At 71.1% G+C, this 15,208-nt stretch carries 14 protein-coding genes; 3 read left to right on the forward strand and 11 right to left on the reverse strand.

The features are described 5' to 3' along the window. Nucleotides 1-60: 60 nt before the first annotated feature. Together WQ56_RS12655 and cueR are read left to right on the forward strand one after the other, a co-directional pair. The gene (locus WQ56_RS12655; protein WP_047137490.1) at nt 61-2,562 is read left to right on the forward strand and encodes a heavy metal translocating P-type ATPase; all 2,502 of its coding nucleotides are present in this window, start codon (nt 61-63) and stop codon (nt 2,560-2,562) included. Continuing rightward, nucleotides 2,559-3,050 (forward strand): Cu(I)-responsive transcriptional regulator, encoded by a 492-nt coding sequence (gene cueR, locus WQ56_RS12660; protein WP_047137491.1) that lies wholly within the window; start codon nt 2,559-2,561, stop codon nt 3,048-3,050. Before WQ56_RS12655 ends, cueR begins: the two co-directional genes overlap by 4 nt. Before the next feature lie 89 nt (nt 3,051-3,139). Here the strand turns inward: cueR and WQ56_RS12665 are convergent, their stop codons facing one another. Beyond that, nucleotides 3,140-3,334 (reverse strand): heavy-metal-associated domain-containing protein, encoded by a 195-nt coding sequence (locus tag WQ56_RS12665; RefSeq protein ID WP_047137492.1) that lies wholly within the window; start codon nt 3,332-3,334, stop codon nt 3,140-3,142. Nucleotides 3,335-3,569: 235 nt separating this feature from the next. On the opposite strand from WQ56_RS12665, the gene WQ56_RS12670 reads away from it, so the two are divergent. Further along, nucleotides 3,570-4,391 (forward strand): restriction endonuclease, encoded by an 822-nt coding sequence (locus WQ56_RS12670; protein ID WP_047137493.1) that lies wholly within the window; start codon nt 3,570-3,572, stop codon nt 4,389-4,391. A gap of 31 nt (nt 4,392-4,422) precedes the next feature. Here the strand turns inward: WQ56_RS12670 and WQ56_RS12675 are convergent, their stop codons facing one another. From WQ56_RS12675 to benC, 10 genes are all read right to left on the reverse strand, one after another. Further along, the gene (locus WQ56_RS12675; RefSeq protein WP_047137494.1) at nt 4,423-5,826 is read right to left on the reverse strand and encodes a DcaP family trimeric outer membrane transporter; all 1,404 of its coding nucleotides are present in this window, start codon (nt 5,824-5,826) and stop codon (nt 4,423-4,425) included. Between the two features lie 61 nt (nt 5,827-5,887). Beyond that, complete coding sequence (gene pcaD / locus WQ56_RS12680; protein ID WP_047137495.1) at nt 5,888-6,667, reverse strand: 3-oxoadipate enol-lactonase; 780 nt, start codon at nt 6,665-6,667, stop codon at nt 5,888-5,890. Nucleotides 6,668-6,725: 58 nt separating this feature from the next. Next, nucleotides 6,726-7,931 carry a 3-oxoadipyl-CoA thiolase gene (gene pcaF / locus WQ56_RS12685; protein ID WP_047137496.1) on the reverse strand — a complete coding sequence of 402 codons (1,206 nt, stop codon included), beginning with the start codon at nt 7,929-7,931 and terminating at the stop codon, nt 6,726-6,728. Next, nucleotides 7,928-8,587 (reverse strand): 3-oxoacid CoA-transferase subunit B, encoded by a 660-nt coding sequence (locus WQ56_RS12690; protein WP_047137497.1) that lies wholly within the window; start codon nt 8,585-8,587, stop codon nt 7,928-7,930. Before WQ56_RS12690 ends, pcaF begins: the two co-directional genes overlap by 4 nt. Beyond that, nucleotides 8,587-9,258 (reverse strand): 3-oxoacid CoA-transferase subunit A, encoded by a 672-nt coding sequence (locus WQ56_RS12695; protein ID WP_047137498.1) that lies wholly within the window; start codon nt 9,256-9,258, stop codon nt 8,587-8,589. The genes WQ56_RS12690 and WQ56_RS12695 overlap by 1 nt, the downstream gene beginning before the upstream one ends. Before the next feature lie 85 nt (nt 9,259-9,343). Further along, nucleotides 9,344-10,552 carry a benzoate/H(+) symporter BenE family transporter gene (locus tag WQ56_RS12700; protein WP_047137499.1) on the reverse strand — a complete coding sequence of 403 codons (1,209 nt, stop codon included), beginning with the start codon at nt 10,550-10,552 and terminating at the stop codon, nt 9,344-9,346. A gap of 10 nt (nt 10,553-10,562) precedes the next feature. Then, a complete protein-coding gene (locus WQ56_RS12705; protein WP_047137500.1) occupies nt 10,563-11,906 on the reverse strand; it encodes an aromatic acid/H+ symport family MFS transporter in 1,344 nt (447 codons plus the stop codon). Between the two features lie 103 nt (nt 11,907-12,009). Continuing rightward, nucleotides 12,010-13,284, reverse strand: a complete 1,275-nt coding sequence (gene salA, locus WQ56_RS12710; protein ID WP_047137501.1) for a salicylate 1-monooxygenase — start codon at nt 13,282-13,284, stop codon at nt 12,010-12,012. A 114-nt stretch (nt 13,285-13,398) separates the two neighbouring features. Continuing rightward, the gene (benD, locus tag WQ56_RS12715; RefSeq protein WP_047137502.1) at nt 13,399-14,169 is read right to left on the reverse strand and encodes a benzoate diol dehydrogenase BenD; all 771 of its coding nucleotides are present in this window, start codon (nt 14,167-14,169) and stop codon (nt 13,399-13,401) included. Beyond that, nucleotides 14,166-15,191 (reverse strand): benzoate 1,2-dioxygenase electron transfer component BenC, encoded by a 1,026-nt coding sequence (gene benC / locus WQ56_RS12720; RefSeq protein ID WP_047137503.1) that lies wholly within the window; start codon nt 15,189-15,191, stop codon nt 14,166-14,168. The genes benD and benC overlap by 4 nt, the downstream gene beginning before the upstream one ends. Nucleotides 15,192-15,208 lie beyond the last annotated feature (17 nt).

A 15,208-nucleotide genomic window follows, 5' to 3' on the forward strand; every position in this document is an offset into this window, starting at 1 on the left:
GACCTTCCCACGATGGCAAGGCTTAGGCTGGACGCAGGTTCCCGCCTTCGTGGAGTTGCCATGTCTTCCCCCGGTTCCCGGACGTCCCCGGATGCGACGATCGACCTGCCGATCGCGGGCATGACCTGCGCGAGTTGCGTCGGCCGGGTGGAAAAGGCCTTGGCCAACGTGTCCGGCGTGGCGCGGGTGTCGGTCAACCTGGCAACCGAACGCGCGCACATCGTGCCGGCCGGGCCGGTGGACCGCGCGGCGCTGGTGCAGGCGGTCGAGGGCGTGGGCTACGCGGTGCCCGCCGCCACGCGCGAACTCGCGATCGACGGCATGACCTGCGCCTCGTGCGTGGGCCGCGTCGAGAAGGCGCTCGCCGCGGTGCCCGGCGTCGAGACCGCCTCGGTGAACCTGGCGACCGAACGCGCCACCGTGCGCGGCACCGCCGGCGTCGACGCGCTGCTCGCGGCGGTCGACCGGGTCGGCTACACGGCCCGGCCGGTCGGGCACGCGCGCGACGACGACGCCACCGCCGCGCGCAAGGACGACGAACGCGCCGGCCTGCGCCGCGACCTGTTCCTGGCCACCGCGCTCGCAATGCCGGTGTTCGTGCTGGAGATGGGATCGCACACGATCCCCGGCATGCACGACTGGGTCATGACGCACATCGGCATGCGCACGAGCTGGCTCGTGCAGTTCGCGCTGACGCTGCTGGTGCTGGCGGTGCCGGGCCGGCGCTTCTACCGTCACGGCATCCCCGCGCTGCTGCGGCTGGCGCCGGACATGAACTCGCTGGTCGCGGTCGGCACCGCGGCCGCGTTCGGCTACTCGGTAGTCGCCACGTTCGCCCCCGGCTTGCTGCCCGCCGGCACGGTCAACGTCTACTACGAGGCCGCGGCGGTGATCGTCGCGCTGGTCCTTCTCGGCCGCTTCCTGGAGGCGCGGGCCAAGGGCCGCACGTCCGAGGCGATCGGGCGCCTGGTCGGCCTGCAGGCGCGCGTCGCGCACGTGCAGCGCGACGGCGCGACGCACGACGTCCCGGTCGAGGACGTGGCGCTGGACGACGTCGTCGACGTGCGCCCCGGCGAGCGGATCCCGGTCGACGGCGAGGTGGTCGAGGGCCGCAGCTACGTCGACGAATCGATGATCACCGGCGAGCCGGTGCCGGTCGGCAAGAGCGTCGGCGACACGGTGGTCGGCGGCACGGTCAACCAGCAGGGCGCGCTGACGCTGCGCGCGACCGCGGTCGGCGCCGACACGATGCTCGCGCAGATCATCCGCCTCGTCGAACAGGCGCAGGGCGCCAAGCTGCCGATCCAGGCCGTCGTGGACCGGGTCACGCTGTGGTTCGTGCCCGCGGTCATGGCCGCAGCGCTGCTGACCTTCGTGACCTGGCTGCTGCTGGGCCCCACGCCAGCGCTGGGCTTCGCGCTGGTCAACGCCGTGGCCGTGCTGATCATCGCCTGCCCCTGCGCGATGGGCCTGGCGACGCCGACCTCGATCATGGTCGGCACCGGCCGCGGCGCCGAGCTCGGGGTGCTGCTGCGCAAGGGCGAGGCGCTGCAGCTGCTCAAGGACGCCCGCGTGGTGGCCGTCGACAAGACCGGCACGCTGACCGAGGGCCGCCCGGTGCTGACCGACCTGGCCGTCGCCGACGGCCTCGAGCGCGACCGCGTGCTCGCGCAGGTCGCCGCGGTCGAGGCGCGTTCCGAGCACCCGATCGCGCGCGCCATCGTCGAAGCTGCGACCGGACGCGGCCTGACGGTGGCCACCGCCACCGGGTTCGAGTCGATCACCGGCATGGGCGTGCGCGCAGGCGTGGACGGCGCGCGCGTGGAGGTCGGCGCCGACCGCTTCATGCGGACGCTCGGCCTGGACGTGACCGCATTCGCCGACACCGCGCAACGGCTGGGCGACGAAGGCAAGTCGCCGCTGTACGCCGCGGTCGACGGCAGGCTCGCGGCCATCGTCGCGGTCAGCGACCCGATCAAGCCCGGCACGCCCGCGGCCATCGCCGCGCTGCACGCGCTGGGCCTGAAGGTGGCGATGATCACCGGCGACAACGCGCGCACCGCGCAGGCCATCGCGCGGCAGCTGGGCATCGACGAGGTCGTGGCCGAGGTGCTGCCGGAGGGCAAGGTCGAGGCCGTGCGGCGGCCCCGGGCCGACCACGGCCGCGTCGCGTTCGTCGGCGACGGCATCAACGACGCGCCTGCACTGGCCGAAGCCGACGTGGGCCTGGCGATCGGCACCGGCACCGACGTGGCGATGGAATCGGCCGACGTGGTGCTGATGTCGGGCAACCTGCAGGGCGTGCCCAACGCGATCGCGCTGTCGCGGGCCACGCTGGGCAATATCCGCCAGAACCTGTTCTGGGCCTTCGGCTACAACACCGCGCTGATCCCGGTCGCCGCCGGCGTGCTCTACCCGGCGTACGGGCTGCTGCTGTCGCCGATCTTCGCCGCCGGTGCGATGGCGCTGTCGAGCGTGTTCGTGCTCGGCAACGCGCTGCGCCTGCGCCGCTTCAGGCCGCCGCAGGCAGCGGCCGCCGACGCCGCGGGAGCCACATCATGAACATCGGCGACGCCGCCCGCGCCTCCGGGGTCTCGGCCAAGATGATCCGCTACTACGAGCAGACCGGCCTGATCCCCGCGGCCGTCCGCACCGCCGCCGGCTACCGCGCGTACACGCAGGCGGACATCCACCGCCTGCACTTCGTCCGCCGCGCCCGCGACCTCGGCTTCTCGGTCGCCGAGATCGCCGACCTGCTGGGTCTGTGGCACGACACCGCGCGCCACAGCGCCGACGTCAAACACCTGGCACAGGACCGCATCGCCGAACTCGAGCGCCGCATGCGCGACCTGCAGCAGATGACCGCCACGCTCAGGACGCTGGTCGACTGCTGCGCCGGCGACGACCGGCCCGATTGCCCGATCCTCGAGGAGCTGCAGCAGCCCGATGCCGGACCGGCGGACGATGCGCCGCGTACCGGCGCCGTGGTCCGGCGCACGCGCTTGACGGTAACGAAGACACCCGGCGCGACGCGCACCCGGGCGCGGTAGAAGAAGCCCGGATCGCCGCATCGCCCTCGCGCGTACGCGGTCGGCCCACGGTGCGGCCTGGCCATGCAGGCCCCACCGCGGAAGACGCATCAGCCCTCGCGCGGCGGGAACCCGGCCTCGCGCAGCGCCGCGACGACCGCCTCGCGCGATGCCGAGGTCCGGACGTCCACCGTGCGGTTCGGCGGATCGGCTTCCACGGTCGCCTGCGCATCGACGGCCTGGATCGCCTTGGTCACCGACCGCGCACAGCCGCCGCAGGTCATGTCGTCGAGATGGAATTGCATGGCGGGCTCCTGTGGTCCGTGGACCTGCAGTGTGCGGCTTGCCACGGTGGGAAGGTCAAGGCCGTGGCCCTGTTTTGCGACATGCATTGGGCTGACTGGTCTCCGTGCTCCACTGAAGGCGATCCGCTCGAACGAACGCGCATCGAAGACGGCGCGCGCTGTGCCGCCGCCAGACGACGGCTTTCCGGGCGTCCTCCTTGCCGCTATCGTGCGCAGCAGGAAGGAGGGGAAGCGCATGGGACGCGGACGACGCAACACATTCGATGACCTGGCCGCGTTGCCATGGCCGGTCGCGCTCGCGATCGGCCTGCTCGGCTACGCCGCCATCCGGCATGGCGTGCCGGCCTATTTCGCGCGACTCGACGGTCCGTTCGCCCAAGGATTGGCGACGCAAACCGATGCGTTCGCCCCGATCGCCTGGTTGTGGCTCGCCGCCTGCAGCCTCGCCTCGCTGGCGGCCCTCGTCCGCGCGCGCCGACGCCGTCGCCTGCTCGACAGCTGCACGCAGCTCGACAGCGTGGCCGCGCTGGGCTGGCGCGATTTCGAGCGTCTCGTCGGCGAGGCGTTCCGCCGCCAGGGCTACAGCATCGAGGAGACCGGCCTCGGCGGTGCGGATGGTGGGATCGACCTGATCCTGCGCAAGGGCGGCCAGCGCACCCTCGTGCAATGCAAGCAGTGGCGACGCCGCCAGGTGCCGGTCGGCGTCGTCCGGGAGATGTTCGGCTTGCTCGCGCACCACGGCGCGCACGCAGTCCGCATCGCCGCGCTGGGCGGATTCACGCGGGACGCTGCGCGATTCGCGCAGGGCAAGCCGATCGAACTCATCGACGGGCCGACACTGTGGAGGATGATCCGCGACGTGCAGTCGGGCGACGGCGCGGCCGACGGCATGCCCCGCACGCAGACACCGCCAGCATCCATGCAGACAGGCCCCGCGTCCGACGCAACGCCGGCCTGCCCGCGTTGCGGTGCCACGATGGTGACGCGGACCAACCGGCGGACCGGGCAGTCGTTCTGGGGCTGCGCGGCGTATCCGGCGTGCCGGGGAACGCGCTGAGCGCTTGCCCCGGCGTCGCGACCGCCGGCCTTCAGAACGTGTACTTCACCGTCGTATGCAGGCGACGCAGTTCGCCGCTCTCGCCGTTGGACAGCGTGCGCTCGCCCCAGCTCAGTTCGGCACCCACGTCCAGGCGCGGGAACGGCGAATAGATCAGGTTGTAGCGCCAGGATTGGGTCTTCTTCGTCGCCAGCGGGCCGACGGCCGCGCTGTCGGTGTCGATATGCGCGGCCGAATAGGCGAGCGTGCTGCGCAGGCGATCGTTCCAGTCATGCCGCCAGCCGGCGAAGCCGGCCACCAGATCCTGCGCTTCCAGTGCGCCGTCGGTATCGATGTAGGCATCGGGCGCCAGGCCGAAGCCGATATAGCGGCCCAGGCCCGGACCGCCGCTGAGCGTGTACTGCAGGGTGTCGCGGTCGCCCAGCTCGAAGCTGCCGGCCAGACTCAACGCCGCGCCGGTCGTGCGGTCGGTCTGCGTGCGCAGCTGGCGCGCGATACCGGCGACGCTGAAATGGCCCCAGTCGCCCTTGGTCTGCCAGCGTGCGGTGACATCGGGCACGTTGTTCTGGCCGGACTGGACGTGCGCCGGGCTGCCGGCCTGGTACCAGGTCTGCGGGTTTTCCAGCGAGAACGACCAGTTCCCCGTGGTGTAGCGGATCTGGGCCTGCCGCGCGAACAGGGTGCCGTCGACGATGCCGACGAAATCCACGCTCTCGGGCAGCGACCCCAGGTCGACCGCGTTGCTCCAGGTCTGGCCGGCCAGCCACTTGTTCCACTGCACGTAGGCGTGGCGCAGCGTCGGCGGGTAGCCGTTGGAGAACTTCTCGTTGCCGACATTGCTGTTGCCGCCGCCGAAGAAGTCCATCTCGACATAGGCCTTGAACGTGTCGCCCGCATCGGTGACCCGGTCCACACCGAACCACAGGCGCGAGAACTGCGCGTGGAAGTCGGTGTAGCTTTCGCCGGGGCCCTGGTTGACCGGCGTCGCGGTCGGGAAATAGAACATGCGCCCCGGCGTGCCGTCGGGGATGGGACCGTCGCTGGTCCAGGTGGACAGCGCATCGAGCTTGATGAAGCCGCCGAAACTGAAACGACTGTCGCTGTTGACGATCGACGTGGCCTGGATCGGCGGCTTGCCGGCCGGCGCCGATGCGGTCGGCGCCGCGGCCGATGCGCCGGCTGGCGACCCGGGCGTGACGGCCACGGCCGTCGCCGGCGTCGCATCGGAAGCCCGTTCGACCCATGCGCCGGCAAGCTGGGCCTGTTGCGCCTGCACGATCGCCTTCAGGGCGAGCAGTTCGGATTCGAGTTGCTGGATGCGCGCGTCCTGCTCCGATTCCTTCGGCGTTTGCGCGGACGTGGCGGGCGCGTACAGCGCGGCGGTGATCGCGCACGCGAGTGCGGCGCGGCGAAGTGCGGCGGCGGGTGATGCCATGCTTCCCTCCCAGGAACATGAAGCGTGGATGGACGACGCGATGGGCGACGCTTGGATCGGCTCAGGACAGGAAATCGCGCAGTGCGGCGTTGAAGGCGTCGGGCGACTCGACGTTGACCAGGTGGCGGCCGGGCAGCGACACGTGTCGCCCACCGCAGGTATCGGCGATCGCCTGCAGGTCGGACGGCGGGCAGACCGGATCGTCGTCGCCCGAGATCGCGAGCAGCGGGATGTCGATGCCAGCGATGTCGGCGCGCAGATCGGCCCCGGCGAGGGCGGCGCAGCAACCCGCATACCCGGCGACCGAGGTCGCGACGAAGCCGGCCAGGATGCGGTCGACCTCGGCTGCGTGCATGCTGCGGAAGCTGGCGCCGAACCAGCGCTCGGCGGTCGCGCCGGCCATCCAGTCCAGTCCCCGCGCCTGGACATCGGCGATGCGCGTCGTCCAGGCCTCGGCGGTGCCGATCTTCGACGCGGTCGCGCAGACCGCCACGCGCGCCAGTCGCCGCGGCGCGTGGACGGCAAGCCATTGCGCGACGAGGCCGCCGATCGACAGCCCGCAGTAATGCGCGCGTTCGATGCCCAGCGCATCGAACAGCGCCAGCACGTCGCCGCCCAGATCGGCGAGCGTATACGGCCCGGGCGCGGCGGTGGACGCGCCATGCCCCCGGCGGTCGTAGCGCAGCACGCGGAACCGGTCGGCGAACGCGCCGGCCTGCGCGTCCCACATCGACAGGTCGGTGCCGAGCGAATTGCAGAACACCAGCCACGGTGCGCCGTCGGCGCCTTGGACGCGGTAGCGCAGGCGATGCGTCGGCAGTTCCAGGAACGCGTTGCTCATGTCCCCCGTGTCCGGGACCTGTTCCAGGCCGACCCACCGGTCGCCGTGCGCCGCCGCCTCAGACACGTTCCACCGCCAGGGCCAGGCCCATGCCCACGCCGATGCACAGCGTCGCCAGGCCGCGACGGCCCCCGCCGGCCTGCAACTGGTGGGTCAGCGTCAGCGCGAGGCGAGCGCCGCTCATGCCGAGCGGATGGCCGAGCGCGATCGCGCCGCCGTTGGGATTCACGTGCGCGGCATCGTCGGCGAGACCGAGCGCGCGCAGCGTCGCCAGCCCCTGGCTGGCGAACGCCTCGTTGAGTTCGATCGCGTCGAAGTCCTCGATCGACAGGTCGAGGCGGCGCAGCAGCTTGCGCGTCGCGGCGATCGGGCCGATGCCCATCACCCGCGGTTCGACGCCGGCCGAGGCCATGCCGAGGATGCGCGCCCGCGGCACCAGGCCGTGGCGGGCGATCGCCGCTTCATCGGCGACGATCAGCGCCGCGGCGCCGTCGTTGATGCCCGACGCATTGCCGGCGGTGACCGTGCCGTTGTCGAACAGCGGGCGCAGCCTGGCCAGCGCCTCGGCGGTGGTGTCGTGGCGGGGATGCTCGTCGACGGCGAACTCGACGGTCTGGCCCTTGCGCCCCGATGGCACCCCGACCGGCACGATCTCCTCGGCGAAGAAGCCATGGGCCTGCGCGGCGGCAGCGCGCTGCTGGCTGCGCAGGGCGAAGGCATCCTGGTCGTCGCGCGAGATGCCGTACGCCTGCGCGACGTTCTCGCCGGTGCGCGGCATGGTCTCCACGCCGTACAGCGCTTCGAGTGCCGGGTTGATGAAGCGCCAGCCCATCGTCGTGTCCTCGAGCGCCTGCGCGCGCCCGAAGGCCGACGGGGACTTGCCCATCACGAACGGCGCGCGGCTCATCGATTCGACGCCGCCGGCGATCACCAGCGACTGCTCGCCGGCGTGGATCGCGCGTGCGGCATAGCCGACCGCTTCGAGCCCGGACGCACACAGGCGGTTGACCGTCACCCCGGGCACCTCGACCGGCAGGCCGGCCAGCAGCAGGCTCATGCGCGCGACGTTGCGGTTGTCCTCGCCGGCCTGGTTGGCGCAGCCGAGCACGACCTCGTCGATCAGCGCGGGGTCGAGCTGCGGATTGCGGGCGAGCAACCCCTGGAGCGGGATCGCGCCCAGGTCGTCGGCACGCACGTTCGCCAGACCGCCGCCGTAGCGGCCGATCGGCGTGCGCACCGCGTCGCAGATGAAGGCACGGGTCATGCGGACACTCCGGACGGGGCAGCGATGGCGAGGCCGGTCAGGCGGCAGAGGTCGTCGATCGAGAGGCCCTCGGCGAGCCCGATCGCGCGTGCGCCCTCCACGCCGACGTCGATGACGCCGTGGTCGGTATAGAGGCGCGAGACGCAACCGATGCCGGTCAGCGGATAGGTGCAGGCGCCGACGAGCTTGCTCTGCCCGTTACGGGTCAGCAGGTCCATCGTCACGAAGACCTGCTTGGCACCGATGGCGAGATCCATCGCGCCGCCGACCGCGGGAATCGCGCCTGGTGCGCCGGTGCTCCAGTTGGCGAGATCGCCGGCGGTCGAGACCTGGAACGCGCCGAGCACGCAGATGTCGAGGTGGCCGCCGCGCATCATCGCGAACGAGTCGGCGTGGTGGAAATAGCAGCCGCCGCGCAGCAGCGTCACCGGCTGCTTGCCGGCGTTGATCAGTTCGGGGTCCTCGTCGCCGGGCGCAGGCGCCGGCCCCATGCCGAGCAGGCCGTTCTCCGACTGCAGGAAGATCTCCTTGTCGGGCGGCAGGTAGTTGGCGACCGTGGTCGGCAGGCCGATGCCGAGGTTGACGTAGGCACCTTCTGGAATGTCGCGGGCGACGCGGCGCGCGATCTGGTCACGGGTCAGCAGGGCGACGGCCATCAATGCACGCCCCCGACCGCGACCACGCGCTGCACGAAGATGCCCGGCGTGACCACGTGCTCGGGATCGAGGCCGCCGAGCGCCACCACCTCGGCGACCTGCACGATGGTCGTGGCCGCGGCCATCGCCATGATCGGGCCGAAGTTGCGCGCGGCCTTGCGGTAGACGAGGTTGCCCCAGCGGTCGCCCTGCCAGGCCTTGACCAGCGCGAAGTCGGCGCGGATCGGGTATTCGAGGACGTAGTGGCGGCCGTCGATCTCGCGCGTCTCCTTGCCCGCCGCGAGTTCGGTGCCGAAGCCGGTCGGCGTGAAGATCGCGCCGAGCCCGGCGCCTGCGGCCTGGATACGTGCGGCGAGGTTGCCCTGCGGCACGAGTTCCAGCTCGATCTCGCCGGCGTGGAACGCGGCGTCGAAATGGTGCGAGTCGCTCTGGCGCGGGAACGAGCACACGACCTTGCGCACGCGCTTCTTCGCGATCAGCGCGGCGAGGCCCGTATCGCCGTTGCCGGCATTGTTGTTGACGATGGTCAGCTCGCGCGCGCCCTGGTCGATCAGTGCGTCGATCAGTTCGTCGGGCATGCCGGCGGTGCCGAAGCCACCGATCATCACGGTGGCGCCATCGTGGATGTCGGCGACGGCATCGCGGCAGCTGGCGAGGGATTTGTCGATCATGAGCGGCTCGGCGACTTGGGCACGCCGACGGTGTTGGAAGAGGACATGGGGCTCTGGATGTCTCGTAAACGACAGGGGAAGGGAATCATTTCGACGCCTGCGCGGCGGGCACGGCGATTCGGGCACGGCGCCGTTGCAGCAGCGCATGTACGGCGAGGCCGAACACCAGGCCCCAGAACGGCGCGCCCAGGCCCAGCAGCGACATGCCGGACGCGGAGACGATAAAGGTGACCAGCGCGGCGTCCAGATGACCGGGCCGCGACAGCGCGGTCGTCATCGCGTTGGCGATCGCGGGGAACAGCGCCAGGCCCGCCAGCGTGGCGACCAGTTCGGCCGGCAACGTCGCGAACAGCCCGATCACGGTGGCGGCGAAGACGCCGAACAGTGCGTAGACGACGCCGGCCACGACACCGGCGACATAGCGCCTGCGCGGATCCTCGTTCGCTTCGGTGCCCATGCAGATCGCCGCCGTCACCGCGGCCGGGGTCAGGCCGTGGCAGCCGACCGGCGCCAGCAGGGCCGAGGCCAGGCCCGACCACGTGATCAGCGGGCGGGCGGGTGGCTCGGCGTAGCCGCTGTTGCGGATCAGGGCGAGCCCGGGCACGAACTGGCCGGTCAAGGCCACGACCACCAGCGGCAGCGAGATGTCGACGATGGCCTGCCACTCGAAGCGCGGCGTCGTCCACGTCGGCGTGGTCGGCTGCAGCGCCGGCACCGGACCTGCGATCTGGCCGGCGGCCAGCGCGACGCCGACGCCGGCGACCAGCACCGCGAGCACGGCGTAGCGCGGGAACCAGCGCCGGCCGATGAAGAACGCGAGGCACATTGCCAGCACGAGCAGCGGCTGGCCGGCCATGCCGACGAAGAGCTCGGCCGCGAAGCCGAACAGGAGGCCGGCCAGCATCGCGGCGGTGATCGATGCGGGCAGCCCGGCGACGATGCGGTCGAACATGCCCGACAGCCCGACCACGAGGATCGCCAGCGCCGCGACGAGATAGGCACCGACGGCGGCCGCGAAGTCGACCGCAGGCAATGCGACCAGCAGCAGCACCGAGCCGGGAATCGACCAGGCAACCACGACCGGCACGCGATAGCGCAGGCTCAGGCCCGCGCACAGCGCGCCGCTGCCGATCGAGATCGCCCAGACCCACGACGCCACGATGTCGGCCGGCAGGAACGCGCCGGCCTGGAACACGATCACCGCCGGGCCCGCGTAGGCGATCACGGTGGAGACGATGCCGGCCAGGATGGCCGACATCGACACGTCGCGTGCGAACTGGCGGACGACGCCCATCGGCCTTGGCTCAGGACCGGGCCGCGGCCACGGCGGCCGGCTGGGCCCTGGCGGCGCCGTGCATCGACAGCGCGTACACCAGCGTCGCGATCGTCGCGACCAGGGCGGGAATCGCGAAGATCAGGAAGTTCTGCTGCAGCGGCAGTTCCCGGGCCAGCAGCACGCCGCCGAGCGTCGGACCGACGATCGCACCGATGCGGCCCACGCCCGACGCCCAGCCCAGGCCGGTCGAACGCACCGACAGGTCGTAGAGCTGCGCGACGCTGGCATACAGCAGGATCTGCGTGCCGATGACCGTGGCGCCGGCGATGAACACCAGCGTGAACAGCGCAGCGACCGGCAGGTTGAATCCGATCAGCGCGATCGACGCGGTGGCCGCGACGAAGAACGCCACCACCACGCGCGGCAGGCCGAAGCGGTCGCCGAGCCAGCCCCCCGCGATGGCGCCGACCATGCCGCCGGAGTTCAGCGAGAACAGCGTCAGCAGGGCCGCGCGTTCGGCGTAGCCGGCCTCCTGCATGACCTTCGGCAACCAGGAACTGAGCAGGAACACCAGCAGCAGGCAGCAGAAGAACGCGGTCCACAGCATCAGCGTGTGCAGCGCGCGGCCGTGGCGGAACAGCTCCGGCAGCGAGGCCTTGGCGCCCTTGGAATCGCTGTAGACCAGGGTCTGTTGCGGCGTCAGCGCCGCGCCACCGGTGAGCTTGCCGAGGATCGCCCTGGCGCGTTCCTGGTCGCCGTGCTTGATCAAAAATCCCAGCGATTCGGGCAGCTTCCACCAGATCAGCGGCAGGAACAGCAGCGGCAGCGCGGCGATCCAGAACATCGGCTTCCAGCCCATCGTCGGTATCATCCACACGCCCAGGCCGGCCGAGACCATGCCGCCGACCGAGTAGCCGCTGAACATCAGCGCCACCATCGTGCCGCGCAGGCGCCTGGGCGAGTACTCGCTGACCAACGCGACCGCGTTGGGCATCAGCCCGCCGCAGCCCATGCCGGCCAGGAAGCGGGCGATCTTGAACTGGGTCGGATCGTTGGCGAAGCCGGTGAAGAAGGTCGCGGTGGTGAACAGGACGAAGCTGATCAGCACGCCGGTCCGGCGTCCGAACCTGTCGGCCAGCGAGCCGAAGATCAGCGCGCCGAACAGCATCCCGAACAGCGCCCAGGCCTGCAGGGCGCCGGCCTGGGGTTTGGTCAGCCCCCACTCTTCGATCAGCGTCGGCAGTACCGAGCCAGCGATGAACACGTCGTAGCCGTCGGCCACCAGCAGCAGGCCGCAGATCGCCACCACGCCCCATTGGAATCCGCCGAAGCGGCTTTGATCGATTGCTGCATTCACATCGACGTTGTGCATGATCCCCTCCCAGAGACGTGATGACAGGCGGTGTGTCGCGGCGGCCCCGCACGATGCCGGGCGCGTCGCTTGCTGCTGGCGTCCTGCCGTGTCGCTGTGGTCCTCAGACCACCGGCGCCCGCCGCAGCTGCGCGTGCGCGGCGGCGACATCGGCGTCGAGGTCGTGCTGCCAGATCCAGTCGAAACGCGTTTCCAGCGTTGCGCCCAGCAGGGCGTCGTCGCGGCCCACCGCGGGATCGCGCAGCTCGTAGAGTTCGCCTGCTTCCCACGAGGTCTGCTGCACCCGGCAGGCGCGCGGCCGGCGGATGGCGTCGTAGGCCGCAAGCAGTCCGGGCAGGTTCTCGCGCGCGATCGCCGGATCGGTGAGCAGCCTGGCAAGGAAGTACGCATCCTCCAGCCCCTGCCCGGCACCGGCGCCCTGGTGCGGCAGCATCGCGTGCGCGGCATCGCCGATCAGCGCCAGGCGCCCGTGGACATAACCCGGCAGCTGCGCCAGTTCGTGCAATGCCCAGTGCGTCGGCGCATCGATGCACGCCAGCAGCGTGCGCGCGGCGATGCCCCAGTGCGCGAAGGCTTCGAGCATCTCGCGACGGCTGGCCTCGCGCACCCACGACTGCCCGGCCGGCCATTGCGGTTCGGCGTCGGTGCGGTCGGACACGAAGGCGACCACGTTGATCAGCCGGCCCTGCTTGACCGGGAACGTCAGGATGTGGGCATCCAGGCCGAGGATCATCTGGGGCACGTCGACCAGGTGCGTATCGACGCCGACGGCGTCGAACGCACGGCGCAGGCGATCGCTCTCGATCATGCCGCGGTAGGCGCAGGTGCCGGTGAAGCGCGGCGCGACCGGCGCATGGCCGAGGCCGCGCAGCACGTCGTCGCGCAAGCCGGACTTGATGCCGTCGGACGCAATCAGGATGTCGGCCTCGTAATCGGTGCCGTCGGCGAAGCACGCGCGGACGCGACCCTCGCGCTGCTCCACGTGCGTCGCGCGCTTGTTGAACTGCGTCATGCCCAGCGGAAGCCGCGTCGCCAGCGCATCGAGGAAATCGGCACGATGCACCGACGACTGTCCCACGCCCGGCGCCCGGCTGGTCCCCAGCAGGCGCGCATCGTCGCCATGTCGCCACTCGAACCAGACGTCTTCCCAGGGGGCCGGCGTGCGGTCGGCCAACGCCGCGTAGGCGTCGCCCATGCCCAGGCCCGCGATCGCGCGCACCGCGTTCGCGCCGAACGACACGCCGGCCCCGATCTCGCCGAACGCCCGTGCCGACTCGAACAGCTTGACCTCGAGATGGGCGTGGTCCTTGAGGCCCAACGCCAGCCCGACACCGGCGATGCCGCCGCCGACGATGCCCACCCGCACGGGCGCGCTCATGCGATCGCTCCCTGTGCAGCGCGGACGTGGGATGGAATGCGGAAGCGGATGTGGGGCATGCGATGACTCCGGAATTGAGGCGGCTGGCGCGGTGGGAAGCGGGCGTCGCCGTGTTCAGCCCAGGTCGCCGCCGGCGACCGGCAGCACCGAGCCGGTGATGTAGGAGGCCTCGTCCGAGGCCAGGAACAGGATCGGCGCGACCTGCTCGTCGAGCGTGCCGTAGCGCTTCATGCAGGCGGATGTGGTGACCTGCTCGACGGCCTGCGCCATCCACGCCTGTTCCTGCGGCGAATCGCCCTCGGCATTGCGCGGCACGCGGCGCGGCGGCGCGCTGGTGCCGCCCGGCGCGGTCGCGACGACGCGGACGTTGCGTGTCGCGAACTCCATCGCCAGCGACATCGTCAATGCATTGATGCCACCCTTGGCGGCCGAATAGGGCACGCGGTGGATGCCGCGCGTCGCATTCGACGACACATTGACGATGGTCCCGCCGCCGCGCGCGAGCAGATGCGGCAGCACCGCGTGACAGCCGTACAGCGTCGGCATCAGCGAGCGCCGGATCTCGGCGTCGATCTGTCCCGGCTCGAACGCGTCGAAGGGCCGCATGCGGATCGCGCCGCCGACGTTGTTAACCAGGATGTCGATGCCGCCGAAGGTCTCTACCGCGTGGGCCATCGCGGCGACCGCGCCTGCGTGCGTCTCGAGGTCGGCGACGACGTACGCGCTCGGGCCGGCCGCTTCGGCGGCGACATCGCCGACGAAGTCAGCGCGGTCGACGAACACGACCGAAGCGCCTTCGGCGGACGCACGCAGCGCAACGCCGCGGCCGATGCCCTGGGCGGCGCCGGTGACCACCATCACCTTGCCCGCGAAGCGCGCGCTCATGCGGCGCGGTCCCGGGCGGGCAGGCTGGGGACGAACTTCTCGTAGTGGAAGCTCGCCGGCTGCACGCCGATGGCGTCGAAGTGCCCGCGCACCGCATCGACCATCGGCGGGGGGCCGCACAGGTAGACGTCGACGTCGCCGGCGTTCAATGCCTCGGGCGTCATGTGCTGAGTGACCCAGCCCTTGCGCGGATGGCAGGAGGCCGCATCGGCGACGACGGTGCAGTAGCTGAAGTTCGGCAGGCGCGCCGTGTAGGCCTCGACCTGGTCGACCAGCACGAGGTCGAGATCGCGGGTGACGCCGTAGACGAGATGGACCGGCTGGGTCGAGCCGGCCCGGGCCAACGTCTCGAGCATCGACAGGAACGGCGCCAGGCCAGTCCCGCCGGCGAGCATCAGGATCGGCCGCCGCACCTGGCGCAGGTAGAAGCTGCCGAGCGGGCCGGCCAGCTCGACCCTGGTGCCGGGCACGGCCTTGTCCAGCCACCCGCTCATCAGGCCGCCGGGCACGCGCTTGATCAGGAACGACAGCGTGGATTCGCCGGGCGCCGAGCTGAAGGAGTACGCGCGCTGTTCGCCGCTGCCGGGCACGCCGATGTTGACGTACTGGCCGGGCAGGAACGCCGGCGCATCGCCGTCGACCGCGAGTTCGAGCACGATCGCCGCGTCGTTGTGCGGCTCGATCCTCGCCACCGTGGCCGCGAAGCCCTGTTGCCCGGTCTTGCACATCGAGGAGGCGACCGGGACGGCGATCACGCAGTCGCTGGTCGGGACCATCTGGCAGGTCAGCACCAGCCCGTCGTCCTTCTCGTCCTCGCTCAGCGCGTCGTCGATGTAGTCGTCGCCCAGGTCGTAGCTGCCGCTGTCGGCGCGGCACTTGCAGGTGCCGCAGACGCCGTCCGAGCAATCCATCGGCAGGTTGATGCGGTTGCGGAATGCCGCGTCGAGGACCTTCTCGTCGGCCCTGCAGTCGATGAAACGGGTGACCCCGTCCTCGAAGTTCAATGCGATTCGGTACGTCATGCAGCTTCCCTCGGCAT

It is taken from the genome of Luteimonas sp. FCS-9 (assembly GCF_001014645.1).
GTDB lineage: Bacteria > Pseudomonadota > Gammaproteobacteria > Xanthomonadales > Xanthomonadaceae > Luteimonas.